The 17624-nt window shown below is 70.6% G+C and carries 17 protein-coding genes; 5 read left to right on the top strand and 12 right to left on the bottom strand.

What is annotated here, in order from left to right; all coding sequences use genetic code 11:
• Positions 1 to 21: 21 nt before the first annotated feature.
• Positions 22 to 1047: a cell division protein ZapE gene (gene zapE, locus BCF44_RS16465; protein WP_116175161.1), complete on the top strand. Its 1026-nt coding sequence runs from the start codon at positions 22 to 24 to the stop codon at positions 1045 to 1047.
• Positions 1048 to 1083: 36 nt separating this feature from the next.
• On the opposite strand, the gene BCF44_RS16460 is transcribed toward zapE, so the two are convergent.
• Complete coding sequence (locus tag BCF44_RS16460) at positions 1084 to 1614, bottom strand: PaaI family thioesterase (protein ID WP_246015139.1); 531 nt, start codon at positions 1612 to 1614, stop codon at positions 1084 to 1086.
• Positions 1611 to 2282 (bottom strand): TetR/AcrR family transcriptional regulator, encoded by a 672-nt coding sequence (locus tag BCF44_RS16455; protein WP_116175160.1) that lies wholly within the window; start codon positions 2280 to 2282, stop codon positions 1611 to 1613. The genes BCF44_RS16460 and BCF44_RS16455 overlap by 4 nt, the downstream gene beginning before the upstream one ends.
• Before the next feature lie 52 nt (positions 2283 to 2334).
• Between BCF44_RS16455 and BCF44_RS16450 the strand changes: the two genes are divergently transcribed.
• The 3 genes from BCF44_RS16450 to BCF44_RS16440 all read left to right on the top strand — a co-directional run bounded on the left by BCF44_RS16450 (position 2335) and on the right by BCF44_RS16440 (position 5916).
• Positions 2335 to 3291 carry a quinone oxidoreductase family protein gene (locus BCF44_RS16450; protein ID WP_116175489.1) on the top strand — a complete coding sequence of 319 codons (957 nt, stop codon included), beginning with the start codon at positions 2335 to 2337 and terminating at the stop codon, positions 3289 to 3291.
• Positions 3292 to 3332: 41 nt separating this feature from the next.
• Positions 3333 to 4952: an ABC-F family ATP-binding cassette domain-containing protein gene (locus BCF44_RS16445; protein WP_116175159.1), complete on the top strand. Its 1620-nt coding sequence runs from the start codon at positions 3333 to 3335 to the stop codon at positions 4950 to 4952.
• Between the two features lie 118 nt (positions 4953 to 5070).
• Positions 5071 to 5916 carry a glutamate ABC transporter substrate-binding protein gene (locus tag BCF44_RS16440; RefSeq protein WP_116175158.1) on the top strand — a complete coding sequence of 282 codons (846 nt, stop codon included), beginning with the start codon at positions 5071 to 5073 and terminating at the stop codon, positions 5914 to 5916.
• Between the two features lie 64 nt (positions 5917 to 5980).
• On the opposite strand, the gene BCF44_RS16435 is transcribed toward BCF44_RS16440, so the two are convergent.
• The 3 genes from BCF44_RS16435 to rocD form a co-directional block, all read right to left on the bottom strand.
• On the bottom strand, positions 5981 to 7465 hold the full coding sequence (locus BCF44_RS16435) for a glycoside hydrolase family 30 protein (RefSeq protein WP_116175157.1): 1485 nt from the start codon (positions 7463 to 7465) through the stop codon (positions 5981 to 5983).
• Positions 7466 to 7633: 168 nt separating this feature from the next.
• Positions 7634 to 8458 carry a GNAT family N-acetyltransferase gene (locus tag BCF44_RS16430; RefSeq protein WP_116175156.1) on the bottom strand — a complete coding sequence of 275 codons (825 nt, stop codon included), beginning with the start codon at positions 8456 to 8458 and terminating at the stop codon, positions 7634 to 7636.
• A gap of 43 nt (positions 8459 to 8501) precedes the next feature.
• A complete protein-coding gene (gene rocD, locus BCF44_RS16425) occupies positions 8502 to 9725 on the bottom strand; it encodes an ornithine--oxo-acid transaminase (RefSeq protein WP_116175155.1) in 1224 nt (407 codons plus the stop codon).
• Between the two features lie 278 nt (positions 9726 to 10003).
• Between rocD and BCF44_RS16420 the strand changes: the two genes are divergently transcribed.
• Positions 10004 to 11092 (top strand): lactonase family protein, encoded by a 1089-nt coding sequence (locus BCF44_RS16420; protein WP_170217568.1) that lies wholly within the window; start codon positions 10004 to 10006, stop codon positions 11090 to 11092.
• 74 nt (positions 11093 to 11166) lie between these two features.
• Here the strand turns inward: BCF44_RS16420 and BCF44_RS16415 are convergent, their stop codons facing one another.
• The 7 genes from BCF44_RS16415 to BCF44_RS16385 form a co-directional block, all read right to left on the bottom strand.
• A complete protein-coding gene (locus BCF44_RS16415) occupies positions 11167 to 11520 on the bottom strand; it encodes an antibiotic biosynthesis monooxygenase family protein (RefSeq protein ID WP_116175154.1) in 354 nt (117 codons plus the stop codon).
• Between the two features lie 42 nt (positions 11521 to 11562).
• Complete coding sequence (locus tag BCF44_RS16410; protein ID WP_170217567.1) at positions 11563 to 12186, bottom strand: maleylpyruvate isomerase N-terminal domain-containing protein; 624 nt, start codon at positions 12184 to 12186, stop codon at positions 11563 to 11565.
• On the bottom strand, positions 12183 to 12965 hold the full coding sequence (locus tag BCF44_RS16405; RefSeq protein ID WP_116175152.1) for a methylenetetrahydrofolate reductase: 783 nt from the start codon (positions 12963 to 12965) through the stop codon (positions 12183 to 12185). Before BCF44_RS16405 ends, BCF44_RS16410 begins: the two co-directional genes overlap by 4 nt.
• 2 nt (positions 12966 to 12967) lie before the next feature.
• Entirely contained in the window at positions 12968 to 14671 is a 1704-nt protein-coding gene (locus BCF44_RS16400) for an SDR family oxidoreductase (protein WP_116175151.1), read from the bottom strand.
• A complete protein-coding gene (locus tag BCF44_RS16395) occupies positions 14668 to 15585 on the bottom strand; it encodes a PDR/VanB family oxidoreductase (protein WP_116175150.1) in 918 nt (305 codons plus the stop codon). Before BCF44_RS16395 ends, BCF44_RS16400 begins: the two co-directional genes overlap by 4 nt.
• Entirely contained in the window at positions 15585 to 16451 is an 867-nt protein-coding gene (locus BCF44_RS16390) for a metal-dependent hydrolase (RefSeq protein ID WP_116175149.1), read from the bottom strand. The genes BCF44_RS16395 and BCF44_RS16390 overlap by 1 nt, the downstream gene beginning before the upstream one ends.
• Before the next feature lie 181 nt (positions 16452 to 16632).
• Positions 16633 to 17622, bottom strand: a complete 990-nt coding sequence (locus BCF44_RS16385) for a TIGR03842 family LLM class F420-dependent oxidoreductase (protein ID WP_116175148.1) — start codon at positions 17620 to 17622, stop codon at positions 16633 to 16635.
• Positions 17623 to 17624 lie beyond the last annotated feature (2 nt).

The raw sequence follows: 17624 nt of genomic DNA, 5'->3' as shown, positions 1-17624 counted from the left end.
GCACGACACTACGATTCGGGCATGACCACCCCGCGCCTGATCGACCGTCATCCCACGATCAGCGGGGACGAGATCGTCGCGGCCATGGTCCCGCCGCCGCGCTTCGGCGACGTCAGCTTCGACAGCTACCTGCCCAATCCGCACGAGCCGAGCCAGGCCGCCGCCGTGATCTCCGGCCGCACCTTCGCCGACAAGATCGCGGCCGCCGCGAAGTCGAAGTCGTGGGTGAAGTCGCTGTTCGCGGGCAAGGAGCCGGCCGGTAAGCGCGGGCTGTACCTGGACGGTGGCTTCGGCGTCGGCAAGACGCACCTGCTGGCCTCGCTGTGGCACGCGGTGCCCGGCCCGAAGGCGTACGGCACCTTCGTGGAGCTGACGCACCTGGTCGGCGCGCTGGGGTTCGTGGAGGCGGTCAAGCGGCTGTCGGAGCACCGGCTGCTCGCGATCGACGAGTTCGAGCTGGACGACCCCGGCGACACCACGCTGGTCACCCGGCTGCTCCAGGAGCTGACCGACGCCGGCACGTTTGTCGCGGCGACCTCCAACACGCTGCCGGAGAAGCTGGGGGAGGGGCGGTTCGCCGCCGACGACTTCCTGCGCGAGATCCGCAGCCTGTCGGCGCGGTTCGACGTGGTGCGGGTGGACGGTCCCGACTACCGGCACCGCGGCCTGCCCGACGCGCCGGAGCCGATGTCCGACGACCAACTCGACGCCAGCGCCGAGCGCACGCCCGGGTCCACTCTGGACGACTTCGACGCGCTCTGCGCCCACCTCGCGAAGCTGCACCCGTCCCGCTACGGGCGGCTCGTCACCGACGTGGCGGCGGTGCACCTCAAGCAAGTGCACCCCGCGCCGGACCAGGACGTGGCGCTGCGGCTGGTGGCGTTCGCCGACCGGCTGTACGACCGGGCGGTTCCGGTCGCGGTGTCCGGGCAGCCGCTGTCGGAGCTGTTCACCGAGGAGATGCTGCGCGGCGGCTACCGCAAGAAGTACCTGCGGGCCGTGTCCCGGCTGATCGCCCTGTCGCGCGAGGCCGGGGTCAGGGGTTGAGAGGGAAGGTCGAGGGCTGCGTCGAAGTCGCAGGCCCTAGGGGTTGACCTCGAAGTCGCGGCCCTCGAGGCCGCGGCCGTGCTTGCGGAAGTGCTCCAGCCCGACCTCGATGAACAGGCCCTGGGCGGTCAGCGCGACCGGGCCGTCCTCGGCGTTCAGCCGGCCCGCCGCGCTGGTGTAGATCTTGCGGCCGGCCACGCCGTCGACCTGGGCGTGGATGTGCAGCGTGGAGTCGACGGGCACCGGGCGCCGGAAATCCGTCTCAAGGCGGCCGGTGACGGCCGGGATGTGCGTGAGCATCCCCAGCATGCCGAGCACCTCGTCGAACGCGCAGGCCAGCAGCCCGCCATGGGCCAGCCCGGGCGCGCCCTGGTGGTGGTCGGTGACCAGGAACCGGCCCTGCACGGTCAGCCCCTCGCCGGCCCGGACCCGCATGTGCAGGCCGCTCTCCGTGCCGCCGCACGCGAAGCACTGCGAGTAGTGCACGGGCAGTTCCTCGCCGGGCGCGGGCGCGTCGGGGTGCCGGGTCGGCAGCACCGCACCCTCGGGAAGCTCCACCTTGTTCACGGGACAAGTATCAATCGCTGCTCCATGCCGGCGATCACCAGGTCCAACCCGAACTCGAACTGGGTGTCCCCGCCGACGGTGTGGCGCAGCGCGGCGGTGTGCTCGACCAGCGTGGGATAGCGGTCGGCGGGCAGCCCGGACATGATCTCCCGCACCTTCTCGCGGCGCTCCGGGTCGCGGTTCTCCTCCAGCAGCCGGACCTCCAGCGTGGTCACGCCGACCACGAAGCCCAGCAGCGTGGTGTACGCCCGCGCCGCGTTCTCCACGTCGAAACCGGCCTCGACCAGGGCCCGCAGCAGCGACTCGGCCGATTCGGCGGACTCGTGCCCGGCCAGCGGCCGCTGCTGGAGCAGCGAGGTCAGGCACGGGTGCTCCAGGATCTGGCCGCGCAGCCGCCGGCAGATGGTGCGCACCTGGTGCTGCCAGCCGCCGTACGCGGTGGTCAGCGCGGCGGCCGCGAGCGCGTGGTCGCGCACGGCGTCGAGCAGCTCGTCCTTGCCGCGGAAGTAGGTGTAGAGCGTCATCGGCGCGACCCCGAGCTCCTTGGCCAGCGCGCGCACGCTGAACTGCTCGATCCCGGTCCGGTCGAGCAGGCCCAGCGCGGCGGTGACGATGAGCTCCGCGCTCAGTGTGTTGCGGGGCACCCTCGTCCGGGCTGTCGTCGTCATTCCGTACACTGTACCGTACGCCGTACGGAACGGCGACGAAGGAGTCAACGCGGTGCGAGCGGTTCAGGTCACGGAGTTCGGCGGCCCCGAGGTGCTGAAGGTGGTGGAGCTGCCGAAGCCGGTGCCCGGCGACGGTCAGCTGCTGGTGAAGGTGGATCGGGCCGGCATCAACTACGCCGACACGCACCAGGCGGAGAACTCCTATCTGGCCGCGCAGAAGCTGCCCTTCATCCCGGGCGGCGAGATCGTCGGACGCACCGAGGACGGCCGCCGCGTGGTGGCCCTGAGCGCGGGCGGTGGCTACGCCGAGTTCGCGCTGGCCCACGAGCGGCTGGCCTTCGACGTGCCCGACGGCGTGTCCGACGCCGCGGCGCTCGCGCTGATCGTGCAGGGCGCGACCGCCTGGCACCTGCTGCGCACGTCCTCGCACATGCAGGTCGGCGAGTCGGTCGTGGTGATCTCCGCCGCCGGCGGTGTCGGCACGCTCGCCGTCCAGCTGGCCAAGCTGTGGGGCGCCGGCCGCGTCATCGGCACTGCCTCTTCGGACGGCAAAAGGGGCCTGGCCGTCGACCTCGGCGCGGACGTGGCGATCGACGCCGACCCGACCGACACGCTGGCCGAGCGCCTGATCGAGGCCAACGGCGGCAAGCGCGTCGACATCGTGCTGGAGATGACCGGCGGCGGCGTGTTCGACGCCTCGCTGAGCGCCCTGGACAGCTTCGGCCGGCTCGTCGCCTACGGCGCGGCGTCGCGCGAGACCGGCTCGCCGGTCGCGGTGAACAAGCTGATGGCGCACTCCAAGTCGGTGATCGGCTTCTGGCTCCAGGACTGCTTCCGCCGCCCCGAGATGATGCGCGACGCCATGAACGAGCTGTTCGGGCTCGTCGCCACCAACAAGCTCAAGCCGCTGCTCGGCGGCGACTACGCGCTCACCGACGTGCAGCAGGCGCACCTGGACATCCGGTCCCGCAAGACCGCCGGCAAGCTGGTGCTCGACCCCGCCAAGTAACTGATTTTCACCGGCGAGGCCCGCTGGGTCACTATGAGCGCATGGGGTTCCTAGAGGCCGGCGGGCTCGCCTATCAGCTCTCCGACGGCCGGCAGCTGTTCACCGACGTCACGTTCCGCGTGTCGCCGGGCAACGTCGCCGCGGTCGTCGGGGAGAACGGCGCCGGCAAGACGACGCTGCTGCGCATCCTGTCCGGCGAGCTGTCGCCGGCCGAGGGCGGCGTGGTCGTGCAGGGCGGGCTGGGCGTGATGCCGCAGTTCATCGGCTCGGTGCGCGACGACTCGACGGTCCGCGACCTGCTGCTCGCCGTCGCCGCGCCGGGGCTGCGGGCCGCGGCGAAGGAACTCGACGAGGTCGAGCTCGCGCTGATGGAGACCGACGACGAGCCCACCCAGATGCGCTACGCGGACGCGCTGGCGGCGTGGGGTGAGCTCGGCGGCTACGACCTCGAAGTGCTCTGGGACGTCGTCACCGTTGCGGCGCTTGGCATCCCGTTCGACCGGGCGCGTTTTCGCGGCGTGCGGACGCTGTCCGGCGGCGAGCAGAAGCGGCTGGTGCTGGAGGCGTTGCTGCGCGGCAGCGACCAGGTGCTGATGCTCGACGAGCCGGACAACTACCTCGACGTGCCGGGCAAGCGCTGGCTGGAGGAGCGGCTGCGCGAGACCAACAAGGCCGTGCTGCTGGTCAGCCACGACCGCGAGCTGCTGGCCAACGCCGCCACCCACATCATCGCGCTGGAGGCCCGCACGACCTGGGTGCACGGCGGCGGGTTCGGCACCTGGCACGAGGCCCGCGCCGCGCGGTGGGCCCGGGTCGCCGAGCTGCACAAGCGGTGGGACGAGGAGCACGAGCGGCTCATTGAGCTCGTGAAGGAATTGCAGTGGCAGGCCGCGAGCAGCCCGGCCATGGCGCCGAAGTACCGCGCCATGCAGACCCGGCTGCGCAAGTTCGAGGAGAGCCCGCGGCCGCCGGAGCTGCCGGAGGAGCACGAGGTCAAGCCGCGGCTGCGCGGCTCGCGCACCGGCATCCGCGCCGTCACGTGCGAGCAGCTGGAACTGACCGGCCTGATGAAGCCGTTCGACGTCGAGATCTTCTTCGGCGACCGGGTGGCCGTGCTGGGCTCCAACGGTTCCGGCAAGAGCCACTTCCTGCGGCTGATCGGCGGCGGCGACGTCGCGCACACCGGCTCGTGCCGGCTGGGCGCCCGCGTGGTGCCGGGGCTGTTCGCGCAGACGCACGAGCATCCGGAGTGGGTCGGCCGCACGCTGGTGGATGTGTTGTGGCACGGGGAGGACGGCCGCAAGGGGCTCGACCGCGGGGCCGCGATGTCGGTGCTGAGCCGGTACGGGCTGGCGGCCAGCGGTGATCAGCGGTTCGAGACGCTGTCGGGCGGCCAGCAGGCGCGGTTCCAGATCCTGCTACTGGAACTGTCCGGCGCGACCCTGTTGCTGTTGGACGAGCCGACCGACAACCTCGACCTCACCTCGGCCGAGGCGCTCCAGGACGCGCTGGAGGAGTTCACCGGCACCGTGGTCGCGGTGACGCACGATCGTTGGTTCTCCCGATCGTTCGACCGGTTCCTGCTCTTCGGGGCGAACGGCAAAGTCCACGAGGTGGACGAACCCGTGTGGGACGAGGGCCGGGTCGCACGGTCCAGGTGACTTTCGTTCACAAGAATCGGTCCCGAAACAATTCGTCACGTGGTTGGTCTGGACGGTCTACCCGGTCAACCCCTAGGTTCGCCTGATTCCTGACGAACAGACGACTGTTTGGTGGACGATGACTACCAAGGCGTGGTTGGGTCTCACCCGCCGCTGCTCGGCCGTGCTCGCCGTCGCGCTCGTCGCGGCCGCCTGCGGCACCGCTTCCGGCAGTGGGAACTCCGTGGTCGGCAAGGCTTCCGGCGGGCATCTCACCATCGCGATCGCCGAGGACCAGCCGGGCAGCAGCCTGAAGGGTCTCAACGGCGACTACACCGGCTTCGACATCGACGTGGCCCAGTTCGTGGCCAAGGAGCTGGGGGTCGACCCCAGCGGCATCACCTGGCGGTCCACGGTCAGCGCCGACCGGGAGACCGTGCTGGAGAACGGATCCGCCGACCTGGTGGTGGAGACGTACTCGATCACCGACAAGCGCAAGCAGGTGATCTCCTTCGCCGGGCCGTACTTCGTCGCCGGGCAGGACCTGCTGGTGCGGCTGTCGGACAACACGATCACCGGCCCCGAGTCGCTCAACGGCAAGCGGCTGTGCTCGGTGCTCGGCACCACCTCCGCGCAGGAGGTCAAGGACAAGTTCGCCAGCCAGACGCGCCTGGTGGAGTACGCGCACTTCTCCGAGTGCATCACCGCCCTGCTGGCCAACATCGTCGACGCCGTCACCACCGACGACCTGATCCTGGCCGGCTACGCCTCGCAGAACCCCGAGCTGCTGCGGGTGGTCGGCAAGCCGTTCACGCAGGAGCGGTACGGCATCGGCGTGCGCAAGGGCGACACCGACGCCGTGGCCAAGATCGACGACGCGCTCACCAAGATGGTCAGCACCGGCGCGTGGAAGTCCTCGCTGGAGCACAACTTCGCCGGCACCGGCTACAAGATCCCGTCCCCACCGGCGATCACCGAGCGCTGAATGCAGGGAAGGACGCCTTACCCTCGCTCAACGAGGGTAAGGCGTCCTTCCCTGCGTCAAAAAGTCAGTGGATCGCGGACCACTGGAAGGTGACGGTCCCGCCGGCGGGCAGGGTGGCGTCGAACGAGTGGGTTCCGTAGACGACGGTGAAGTTCTGCGTGGTGGCGCCGGTGTTCAGGGCCACCAGCACCGTGGAGTGGTCGGGGTCCGTGAACGCGACCGTGGTCAGCGGCGCGCCCTTGCTGGACGTGGTGTCCACGGTGCTGCCGATGTGCACGGCGCCGGCCGGCACGAACCGGGAGAAGTGCCCGAGATCCCGGTACTGGTCGTTGTAGGTGACCTCGTGCGTCACCGAGTTGACGGTGATCGTGCCGTTGCAGCTGCCGCAACCGCCCAGGTGCGGGCCGTGGTTCTCGTCCAGCGCGATGTTCCAGTCGATGGAGCTGCGGCCCCAGTTCTGCATCACGCCGATGACCGTCGAGGAGTCGCCGCCCTCGCACTCGGTCATGAAGATGTCCTTGTCGGGGAAGGACGCCCGCAGGCCGGTCTGCGCGGTCGGGTCGCCGAAGTAGCAGTGGTACGCGGTGCCGGCCACCCACCGGTAGGCGTCGGTGCCGAGCAGGTCGTACGGGTAGTTCGGCTCCGGGTCCTCGTTGGCGCGCTGGTGCGAGGAGATGTCGCCGGGATGCTCGGTCCAGTTGTGGTCGAAGGCGAGGATCTTGGTGTGCAGCCCGGCCGCGCGGATCGCCGGCCCGAGCGCCTCGATGACCTTGGCCTCCTGCTCCCACGGCAGGTCGGTGCCGGGATAGTTCTTGCGTTCCAACGCCTGCGGCTCGTTCTGCACGGTGATGTAGTCCACCGGCACGCCGGCCCGCTGGTAGGCCTGGATGAACTTCACCAGGTACAGCGCGTAGGCGCGGTAGATCCTCGGGTCGTCGATGAGATTGCCGTCGATCATGGAGCCGGAGGTCTTCATCCAGCCCGGCATGCTCCACGGGCTGGCCACGATCTGGATGCGCGGGTTGAGCTTCAGCGCCTGGCGCACCAGCGGCAGGATCTGCGCCTCGTCGTGGGCGATGGAGAAGTGCCGCAGCTGGTAGTCGGTCTGGCCGGCCGGCATGTCGTCGTAGCTGTAGTCCTGGCCGACGGCGAAGTCCGAGGCGCCGATGGGCTGGCGCAGGAAGCTGAGGCCGGCGCCGGTTCTCGGGTCGAACAGGTTCCGCATCACCTGGTCGCGGGCGTCCGGCGTGAGGCCGTAGAGCACGTGCGCGGACGAGTCGGTGATCGCGGCGCCGAACCCGGACACCGACTGGTACCTGACGCCTCCGTCGACGTGCACGGTCACGGGCGCCTTGGTGACGGTGTCGTTGAGCGGCAGCTGAGTGTCCGTCGGCGTCGTCACGTCCGGCATCGTCAGCCACTCGTGCACGCTGGTGGGATTGGGCGGTGGGGCGGATCCGACGGCCGGGGCCGTGGTGGCTCGGCCGGTGGCGGGGACCGCGATCGCGGCCGCCGCGACGGCGATCGTCAACAACAGGCGAGGGCGCATCACACGAACTTCCTTTGTTCACGGTGATGAACGGCGGCGGCTTTGGTGTCAACCGGCCAGACACAACCAAGGAACTTCGTTCGACACAAGGTTCAAGGTGAAAAAGACCGGGGTGGAGCAGTGCCGCTCACCGCCCGTGATCAGGCATTCAGCTCATCCCGGTGACCATCAGCCCAGCGCCTGCATGATCGGCGTGTACAGCCGCGTCCGGTCGCCGGGCATGTCCTCGCCGCGCACCATCTCGGTCGCCTCCAACCAGCGCGGCAGCCCTCTCGCGGCGGCCCAGTCGGCCAGATCCGAGCGATCCACGTCCAGTCGGACGTAGCCGTCCACAGTGGACGCGACGTCGGCGATCAGGTCCTTGGCGTCGCGGTCGGAAGCGGCGATCACCGGGCCGATCACCACGGTCTCGCCGTCCCGCCACGAGCCGGCATAGCCGGTGATCACGCCGTCGGACTCGATCACCCGCATCTGGCCGGCGAAGCGGACGAACTCGGTGAGCAGCCGACCGCGGTCCGCGCCGGTGGCGTCGGCGTCCAGGCGGCGCACGGCGTCCAGGTCGGCGCCGGTGAAGGGGCGGGTGCGGCCGGTGCGGGCGCCGTGCCCGGCGAACCGGCCGCGGTGGGTGAAGATCGTGCCGGTGGCACGGAAACCCAGTCGGCGGTAGAGCGGCACGCCGGCGTCGGTGGCGTGCACGGCGACGGTGCGGGCGTCGGCGGCGTCCAGCGCGTGCCGCATCAGGGCGCCGCCCAGGCCGCGGCGGTCGCACCGCTGCGCCACCAGCACCATGCCGATCCAGGCCAGGCGGGGACCGAAGCGGCTCAGGATCGCCGAGCCGACGAGGTCCTCGCGGTCGTGCAGGCCGTAGGCCTCCCCGTGGGTCAACAGGAAGGTCCACTTGCGGTGGTCCCGGGGCCAGCCCCGGTCCGCTGCGAGATCGAGACACGCGGCCAGGTCGTCGATGCCCAGCCGCGCGATTGCAGCCGTGTCCATGCCGTCAACGTCTCATGACGTGGGTCACATGCGGTACGGCATTTTACCTACCTATAACGTTGGAAATCGCCGCCACGCCCCGGTCGATCTCCTCCCGGGTGATCACCAGCGGCGGCGCGATCCGCAGCGTGGTGTCGTGGGTCTCCTTGCACAGCACGCCCTGCTTGGCCAGCGCCTCGGAGGCCGCGCGGCCGGCCGGGCCGCCGGGCGCGATCTCCACGCCGGCCCACAGGCCGCGGCCGCGCACCTCGGCGACGCCGCGCCCGACCAGCTCGTTCAGCCGCCCGTGCAGATACGCGCCCATCTCGCGGGAGCGCTGCTGGAACTCGCCCGTGGCCAGCAGCTTGACCACCGCGCGGCCGACCGCGCAGGCCAGCGGGTTGCCGCCGAAGGTGGAGCCGTGCTCGCCGGGACGCAGCACGCCCAGCACGTCGGCCCGGCCGACCACCGCGGACACCGGCATGATGCCGCCGCCCAGCGCCTTGCCCAGCGTGTACAGGTCGGCGCGCACGCCCTCGTGGTCCAGCGCGAGCAGCTCGCCGGTGCGGGCCAGGCCGGACTGGATCTCGTCGGCGATCATCAGCACGCCGCGCTCGTCGCACAGCCGGCGGATGCCGGCCAGGTAGCCGGCCGGCGGCACGACCACGCCGGCCTCGCCCTGGATCGGCTCGATCAGCACGGCGGCGGTGGTGTCGGTGATCGCGTCGGCCATCGCGTCCAGGTCGCCGTACTTGACGACGGTGAAGCCCGGGGTGAAGGGGCCGAAGTCGGCGCGGGCGGTGTCGTCGGTGGAGAACGACACGATCGTGGTGGTGCGGCCGTGGAAGTTGGACCCGGCCACCACGATCTGCGCGGCGCCGGCCGGCACGCCCTTGACCTGGTACGCCCACTTGCGGGCGACCTTGATCGCGGACTCGACGGCCTCGGCGCCGGAGTTCATCGGCAGCACCAGGTCGGTGCCGGTGAGCTCGGCCAGCTCGCGGCAGAACAGGCCGAACTGGTCGTGGTGGAAGGCGCGGCTGGTCAGTGTGACCCGGCCGAGCTGCTCGACGGCGGCGGCGACCAGGGCGGGGTGGCGGTGGCCGAAGTTCAGCGCCGAGTACCCGGACAGGAAGTCCAGGTACCGGTTGCCGTCGACGTCCGTCACCCAGGCGCCGTCGCCCTCGGCGATGACGACCGGCAGCGGGTGGTAGTTGTGCGTGCTCCACCTCTCGTCGAGTTCGACGTAGCCGGCGGCCGTGGAGGGCGTGTCGATGGTGGCGGTCATGTAGCAAGGCTAGATGGCCTCAGGCGGAGATTTCATCCGGCCGACGTTGCGTCTGACACCAGTTTGTTGCGCTGTTCGACATTCTACCGGCGATTCGTTGCATTCACGTCGCATTGCGCAAGGTGCAACCTTGGTTGCGCACCTTGTCCTCGGTCTATGGTCTAGGCCAAAGTGACCGCACGCCGCCGTTGTTTCCTGGAAGGACGTGCGCTGTGACGGATCTGGATCGTCGGCGGTTCCTGGGGGTGCTCGGGGCCGGGGTCGGAGGAGCGGTGCTCATGAGCAGTGGCGTGGCAGAGGCCGGCGCGGCGCCGGACGCGAAGGTCGCCACCCGGCCGCTGTTCATCGGCACGTACACCGATGGCGCCGGGGCCGGCAAGGGCATCGGCGTCGGCACCTGGGACCCGGCCGGCGGGCAGCTGACCGCCAAGTCCGTGGTCACCGTGTCCAACCCGTCGTTCCTCGCGCTCGCACCGTCGCAGCGCTTCCTGTACGCCGTGAACGAACAGTCCGGCGGCAAGGTCACCGCCTTGACCGTGTCCAACGGCGGCCTGAAGGTGATCAACAGTCAGTCCAGCAAGGGCGACGGGCCCACGCACCTGTGCGTGACGCCCGACGGCAAGTACGTGCTGGCCGCCAACTACGACTCCGGCAGCGTCGTGATCCTGCCCGTGCGCGCCGACGGCGGGCTCGGCGCCGCCACCGACCTCGCGCAGCACACCGGTTCCGGGCCCGACCCCGACCGGCAGGAGGGCCCGCACGCGCACCAGGTGCTGCCCGACCGCACCGGCGCGTACGTGCACTCCGTCGACCTCGGCACCGACACCGTCTACGCCTACACGGTGTCGAGCGCCGGCAAGCTCAGGCTGGTGCACCAGGCCAAGGTGCCGGCCGGGCAGGGCCCGCGGCACCTGGCGTTCCATCCGAACGGCAAGTTCGCGTACATCGCCAACGAGCTCGGCAACTCGGTGATCGTCGCGACGTACAACGAGGCCACCGGCGTGCTGACGCCCGGCAAGCCGCAGACCACGCTGACCGCCGCGCCGCCGGCCGGGGTGCGCAACTATCCCGGCGAGATCGTCGTGTCGGCGGACGGGCGGTTCGTGTACGTCTCCAACCGCGGCGCCGACAACGCGGCGGTGTTCGCCGTGGGCGACGGCGGCGCGTCGCTGAAGCTGCTGGCCAACACGCCCGTGGGCAAGAACCCGCGGCACATCGGCCTCGACCCGACCGGTGCGTTCCTGTTCTCGTCCAACCAGGACTCGGGCACGGCCACCAGCTACCGGGTGGACCGGGCGACGGGCCTGCTGACGGCCGTCGGCACCGCGCTCAAGACCCCGCAGCCGGTGATGACCCTCCCGCTCTAACCGCTTTTGTTGCCACATGCGCTTCCCATTTGCGTCCTGACGCCACGCGAAGAGCGCGCATGTGGCAACTCTGGTCAGAAGGGGTGGAGTTCGACGGCGACGCGGTAGGCGGCCGGCTCCGAGGTGATGTGCAGGCCGGGATCGTCGAACATGCGTCGCAGCGAGGCGAGCCACTCGGGATTGGCGGTGGCCCGGTCGAGCGCGGTGCCCGAGCTCCAGTCGGCGACGTGCACGAACCGCGCCTCGGGCGCGTCGGCGAGCGCCCGGTGCAGGCGGGACCGCACGAAGCCGGGCTGGGTCGACATGATCCGGGCGTTCTCCCGGTACACCTCGACGAAGTGCTCGGCTTCGGCCGCCGGCACCGCGTAGTTCTTGATCAGGGTGACCGGCCCGTCGACGCCGGTCTTCGACTCCAGTGCGTGGCTCATGCCAGGAAGACCGGACACGTCCCGAACCTGTGACGCCGTTCGTCAGAAGGCGGTGGCCAGGGCGTCGGCGCGTTCGCGGCGGGACAGGGCGCGGAGCACGGGGAGCGCTCCGCGCTTGCGCACCGCGATGCGGGCCAGCGTGGTGACGGCGGCGTCGACCACCTCGTCGTCGAACTGGGGTGTGGGGACGTCCAGGCTCACCGCCAGGTCGTCGGCGTGCACGACGATCTCCAGCAGCCGGGTGAGCAGGCACTGGCCGAGCGGCAGCATCCAGCGGTCGAACACCAGGATCGGACGGTCCTCGTCCAGGCCCTCGAGCCGCGCCGCGACCTCGACGATGGCCGCGTCGTAGCGGGCGGCGAGCTCGGCGGCGGAAGCGCCGGCGTTCTGTTCGCTCCGCTCGCGGATGCCGGACGCGATGGGGGAGTCGACGTCGAGGTCGGGGTGCCGGGCGTAGTAGTGGACGGCGTCCATCACCGGCGCGTCCGACGGAACCGGCGCGTCGAGGTAGCGGGGGATGTTGCCCACCTGGCCGTGCAGGTGACCGGCGAGGCCGGAGATCCGGAACTCGGCCAGGGCGCTGGGCTTGACCCACGACTCCGCCAGCTCGGGCGCGTGCAGCAGCGGGGCCGCCGACCGGGCGGCCGACAGGAATGCGGCGATCACTTCAGGGCCTGCTCCAGGCGTGCGGCGACCTCGCGGTAGCGGGCCACCGGCACCAGGTGCACGCCGTCGAACGCGCCGGACTCGCGGATCTTGAGCACCTGCTCGCAGGTGGACTCGACGCCGGCCAGGCGATCGCCGTCGAGACGGTCGACCAGGTCGGAGGGGATGTCGATGTCGGGGATGGCGGCGGACAGCCGCTGCGCGTGGCCGGCGCTGGCGATCACCATCACGCCGGCGTAGACGGGCATGTCGACCGGGTTGGCGTCGCGCCACCGCAGCAGCGCGTCGATCGAGAAGCTGACCTGCACGAACATGAAGTCGGCGGCGTGCTTCCACTTCGGCAGCGGCCGCAGGCCGGCGGCGGTGCCGATGCGGAACGGGGCGACGCCGGCGAACGCCTTGTCCTCGGACAGCGACCGCACCTCGTCGATCATCGACCGCACGGTGAGCTGCCCGGTCCGGCTGCCCGACTTGGGGTCGTCGCCGTAGACGAACAGGAACTCCTCGACGCCGTACGCGGCGGCGGTGAGCAGGTCCCGCCGGAAGCCCAACATGTTGCGGTCACGCGAGTTCAGGCAGGCGATGCTGTGCCCGCCCATGGCCTGCACCTCGTGCGCGACGGCCACGCTGGACACCGTGGCCCGCCCGATGTGGTTGTCGGGGATGAGAAAGCGGTCGGCGACCTTGGACAGCGTGCCGATCTGATGCCGGACGTGCATCAGGTCGGGCCTGGTCGGCGGCTCGATCTCGCAGACGACCTGGAACGGGCGCGAAGTCATGGTCAGAATCTAGCGGCAAGCCCTCGCAGCACGTTCGGGAAAAGCAGGCTCATCACCCGAGCGGCCTTGGCCTCGGCGGTCACGGGCACGATCGTCCGCCGCTGCCGCACCGCCCGCACGATCTCGGCGGCGACCCGCTCCGGCGGGAAGTTGCGCCGCCGGTAGGCCTTGGTGCTGGCCGCCTGCTTCTGCGCCTGCTCGGCCGCCGACGCCCCGGAGAACGTGGTGGTGCCGGCGATGTTCGTGTTCACGATGCCGGGGCAGATGGTCGACACGCCGATGCCGGCCGAAGCCAGCTCGGCCCGCAGGCAGTCGGACAGCATGAACACGGCGGCCTTGGACGTCGAGTACACGCCGAGCAGCTTGGACGGCAGGTACGCGGCGGCGGAGGCGACGTTGACGATGTGACCACCCTCACCCCCGGCGATCATCAGCTCCCCGAACACCTTGCTGCCGTGGATCACGCCCCACAGGTTGACGTCCAGCACCCGCTGCCACTCCTCGGTGGTGGCGTCCATCAGCGCGCCGGCGTGGCCGATGCCGGCGTTGTTCACCACCACGTCCGGGATTCCGTGCGCGGCGGTGACATCGGCGGCGAACTTGGCCACCGCGCCCTCGTCGGCGACGTTCACCTGGTACGCGTGCGTCTTCCCGCCGGCCAGGACGGCGGTCTCGGCGGCGGTGTCGTGGTTGACGTCACAGACCACGACCTCCGCGCCCTGCTTGGCGAACGCCAGCGCCGTCGCCCGGCCGATGCCGCTGCCGCCGCCGGTGATCACCACCAGCTTGTCCGCGAACGGCGGCCGGTGCCGGCCGACCTCGGCGCGGCGCAGCGACCGGGTGGCCGGCGCGCCGTCGACGTGCCGGATGAACTCGGTGGCCATGCGCGCCACCACCTCCGGGTGCGTGAGCGCGACCCAGTGGCTGGCGGGAACCGTGCGCCGCCACAGTTTCGGCGCCCAGCGCTGGAGGTTCTCGGTCAGCGGCGCGGTCGCGTACCGATCCCGCTCGGGGTGGATGACCTGCACCGGAACGGTCGTGCGGCGCTCCCGCGGGTTGCGCATCACCGGTCGGAAGTTGGCTTTGTACAAGGACATGCCGTTGATGCCGTCCTTGGTGATGGTCGGCGCGGGATGCCCGGCCCGGCGCGGCACGCCGTCGGCGATGCGCAGCACGCGGCTCCAGTTGCGGCCCAACCAGAGGCGCCAGGCCAGCGCGGGCAGCACCGGCAGGTGGAAGAAGCCGATGTACCAGGAGTGCAGCAGTTGCCGGACGACCTTGGGGCTGGGGCGGCGCATCCAGTGCGCGATGTGGTCCAGGCACGGGCCGGAGATGGAGGTGTACGAGGCGATGCGGTCGGCGTTGGCCGGCTCGGTGACGGCCTCCCAGGCCTGGATCGAGCCCCAGTCGTGTGCGACCACGTGCACCGGGCGGTCCGGGCTGACCGCGTCGGCGACGGCGATCAGGTCGTGGGCCAGGTGCTCCAGCCGGTAACCATCCACAGTGGACGGCTTGCCGGTCTTGCCGGCGCCGCGGGTGTCGTAGCTGACCACGTGGAAGTCCTCGACCAGGCGGGCGGCCACGTCGTTCCACATCAGGTGGGTGTCGGGGTAGCCGTGTACCAGCAGCACGGTCGGCTTGGCCGGGTCGCCCTGCTCGTAGACGGCCAGCTTCACGCCGTCGGAGGTAACCGTCCTGCTCTTCATCGCTCCTCCAGCACCAAGCGCTCGCCGTCGGTGCGCTCGACGCACACCAGGATGTCATTGCCGTCGACCGTGCGTTGCCGGCAGGTGCCGCAGAACCCCTGCTGGCACGAGTACGGCACACTGGGCCGGAAGTCCCGCAGCACGGCCAGGGCGGACCGGTCCGCCGGCACGTGCAGGACGGTTGTGCCCACCTGGAGCTCGAACGGCTTGCCGTCGACCACCGGCGGCGGTCCGAACCGCTCGTAGTGCAGGCCGGTCGCCGGGCAGTCCCTGAAGTTGTTCTTCACGGCGTCCAGCATCGGCGTGGGGCCGCAGACGTAGACCGCGCCGCCCTCGGGGGCGTGCTTGAGCAGGTCGCCGCGGTCGGGGTTGATGGTGACGTTTCCTCGCGGCAGCTCGTCCAGGAACGGCAGTGACCGTCCTTTGTAGACGAGTCGCCAGTCCATTCCCGTTCTGGCGGCCGTCCGGACCATCGGCAGGATCGGCGTGATGCCGATGCCGCCGGCGATGAACAGCGCCTTTCCCCGGGCCACGAAGGGAAACGCGTTGCGCGGGCCGCGGACCGTGACCCGGTCGCCGGGGCGCAGCGAGTGCACCTCGGCCGAGCCGGGGCCGATCAGCCGGGCGGCGATCCGGTAGCTGTGGTCGCCCGGGTCCCCGCACAGGGAGTACTGCCGGCGCAGTCCGGACGGCAGGTGCAGGTCGAGGTGGGCGCCCGGGTGCCAGGTCGGCAGGTCCTCGCCGGCCAGCCGGATGCTGACGACGTCGTCGGCGACCAGTTTTCGTTCGCCCACCACGAGGTTCAGCGGGCGTTCGAGGGGCGCGGGGTTTCCGCGGCTGCGCCCCCAGTACGGCAGGGTCTGTGTGTAGACGTCCGTGAACCGGGTCAGGCCGCGGAGGAATCGGTCCTGCATCAGTGCGCTGCCTGCGCTGCCGGGGACTGCGCCAGGTAGGCGACCGCCTGGGCGGTGGAGCCCTCCTGGGTGGGGTAGTAGCCGGGCTTGAAGTACCGGGACATCGAGCGGGCGATCCGCCACGGTCCGGGCAGCAGGCCCTTTCCGACCGCGCGCCGGTAGTCGCCCCAGGTCGGCTTCGTGCCGTTGGGCAGCTCGGGGTCGTGGGCCATCAGGAACTTCACGCCCTTGACCCACATGATCCACAACGTCGGGCCGGCGATGAACATGGCCCGCACGCGGCGCAGGTAGCGGCCGTCGAAGTGGCGCATCACGTCGAACGCGACGCAGCGGTGCTCGACCTCCTCCGCGCCGTGCCAGCGCAGCAGGTCCAGCATGGTGCGGTCGGCGTCGGCGGCGTCCAGGCCGGGGGAGTTGAGGATCCAGTCGCCGAGCAGCGCCGTGACGTGCTCGATGGCCGCGACCAGGGCCAGCTGCTCGATCAGGTACTCCTGGCGGCCGCGCACCGTCAGCGCCGGGCGCTCGCCGAGGATGCGCCGGAAGATCCAGGACACCTGCTCGACGAACGGCTCCGGGTCGAGGCCGTTGGCCGGCAGATGGGCGAGCACGCCCTGGTGGGCCTCGGCGTGCACCGCCTCCTGGCCGATGAAGCCGCGGACGTCCTCGGCCAGCCGGTCGTCGTCGATCAGCGGCAGGGCCTGCTGGAACGCGCGGCAGAACCAGCGCTCGCCCTCCGGCAGCAGCAGGTGCAGGACGTTGAGCATGTGGGTGGCGAACGGCTCCCGCGGCACCCAGTGCATGGGCAGTTCGGACCAGTCGAACCGGACGTCACGGGGTTGCAGCACCAGCTTGTCGGGCTCCGTCATCGCCGACCTCCCGGTTACCTGTTACTTGAGGTAACAGTAAGCCGAGGCCGGTAGCCCCGCAACCCCCGCGAGTCGCGCTCACGGGCAGAGCGAATGTAGGTTTCCGGCAGAAATGAGCCTGGAGTCTCGGATCTGCGCGAAACCTACGTTCGGTCTGGTGCCGAGCGCGACTCGCGGGGGTTCAGACGGAGGGGATGAGGGTGGAGTAGGCGGCCAGGGTTTTGTCGCGGTCGTCGTGCATGAGGTAGAGGGCGAACTGGTCGACGCCCAGGGCGGCGAGTTCCTGGAGGCGGTCCAGGTGGGCGGATTCGGGGCCCACCAGGCAGAAGCGGTCGACGATGGCGTCGGGGACGAAGTCCGTCGACGGGTTGCCGGCGCGCCCGTGGTGGGAGTAGTCGTAGCCCTCCCGACCCTTGATGTAGTCGGTCAACGCCTTCGGCACCCCGCCGCCCTCGCCGTACCGGGAGACGAGGTCGGCGACGTGGTTGCCGACCATGCCGCCGAACCACCGCAGCTGGTCCCGCTGGTGTGCGAGATCCGACCCGACGTACGCCGGCGCGGCGACGCAGATCTTCACGGCCGACGGGTCACGGCCGACGGCGGCGGCCGCCTCCCGCACGGAGCCGATGGTCCAGCGGGCGATGTCGGGGTCGGCGGTCTGGAGGATGAAGCCGTCGGCCTGCTCGCCGACCAGCTTCAGCGCCTTCGGCCCGTACGCGGCCATCCACATCTCCAGCTTGCCGTCGCGCACCCACGGGATCCGCACGGGCACCCCGTGGTGGTCGACCTCCCGCCCCTCGGCCAGCTCCTTGATCACGTGCATCGCCTCGCCCAGCGTCGCCAGCGTCGCCGGCTTCTGGCCGATCACCCGCCGCGCGGAGTCGCCGCGGCCGATGCCGCACACGGTCCGGTTGCCGAACATGTCGTTCAGCGTGGCGAACAGCGACGCGGTCACCGACCAGTCCCGGGTGCTCGGGTTAGTGACCATCGGCCCGACCACGAGCGACGAGGTCGCGGCCAGGATCTGCGAGTAGATGACGAACGGCTCCTGCCACAGCACGACCGAGTCGAACGTCCAGCCGTACGCGAAGCCGCCGGCCTCGGCGGCCTTCATCATCTCCACCACGTCCCGAGCCGGCGGATCCGTTTGCAGCACAACGCCGAAATCCATCG

The sequence above is a fragment of the Kutzneria buriramensis genome, assembly GCF_003387475.1.
GTDB classification, from domain to species: Bacteria; Actinomycetota; Actinomycetes; order Mycobacteriales; family Pseudonocardiaceae; genus Kutzneria; species Kutzneria buriramensis.
This window is presented reverse-complemented; position numbering and strand designations above follow the sequence as displayed.

What these genes read in the sequence shown, in the direction of transcription:
- BCF44_RS16440 (WP_116175158.1), top strand. Translation starts at nt 5,071, where the DNA reads ATGACTACCAAGGCGTGGTTGGGTCTCACCCGCCGCTGCTCGGCCGTG.
- BCF44_RS16390 (WP_116175149.1), bottom strand. Translation starts at nt 16,451, where the DNA reads ATGACGGAGCCCGACAAGCTGGTGCTGCAACCCCGTGACGTCCGGTTC.
- rocD (WP_116175155.1), bottom strand. Translation starts at nt 9,725, where the DNA reads ATGACCGCCACCATCGACACGCCCTCCACGGCCGCCGGCTACGTCGAA.
- BCF44_RS16405 (WP_116175152.1), bottom strand. Translation starts at nt 12,965, where the DNA reads ATGACTTCGCGCCCGTTCCAGGTCGTCTGCGAGATCGAGCCGCCGACC.
- BCF44_RS16415 (WP_116175154.1), bottom strand. Translation starts at nt 11,520, where the DNA reads ATGAGCCACGCACTGGAGTCGAAGACCGGCGTCGACGGGCCGGTCACC.
- BCF44_RS16420 (WP_170217568.1), top strand. Translation starts at nt 10,004, where the DNA reads ATGAGCAGTGGCGTGGCAGAGGCCGGCGCGGCGCCGGACGCGAAGGTC.
- BCF44_RS16395 (WP_116175150.1), bottom strand. Translation starts at nt 15,585, where the DNA reads ATGCAGGACCGATTCCTCCGCGGCCTGACCCGGTTCACGGACGTCTAC.
- BCF44_RS16455 (WP_116175160.1), bottom strand. Translation starts at nt 2,282, where the DNA reads ATGACGACGACAGCCCGGACGAGGGTGCCCCGCAACACACTGAGCGCG.
- BCF44_RS16430 (WP_116175156.1), bottom strand. Translation starts at nt 8,458, where the DNA reads ATGGACACGGCTGCAATCGCGCGGCTGGGCATCGACGACCTGGCCGCG.
- BCF44_RS16445 (WP_116175159.1), top strand. Translation starts at nt 3,333, where the DNA reads ATGGGGTTCCTAGAGGCCGGCGGGCTCGCCTATCAGCTCTCCGACGGC.
- zapE (WP_116175161.1), top strand. Translation starts at nt 22, where the DNA reads ATGACCACCCCGCGCCTGATCGACCGTCATCCCACGATCAGCGGGGAC.
- BCF44_RS16385 (WP_116175148.1), bottom strand. Translation starts at nt 17,622, where the DNA reads ATGGATTTCGGCGTTGTGCTGCAAACGGATCCGCCGGCTCGGGACGTG.
- BCF44_RS16435 (WP_116175157.1), bottom strand. Translation starts at nt 7,465, where the DNA reads ATGCGCCCTCGCCTGTTGTTGACGATCGCCGTCGCGGCGGCCGCGATC.
- BCF44_RS16400 (WP_116175151.1), bottom strand. Translation starts at nt 14,671, where the DNA reads ATGAAGAGCAGGACGGTTACCTCCGACGGCGTGAAGCTGGCCGTCTAC.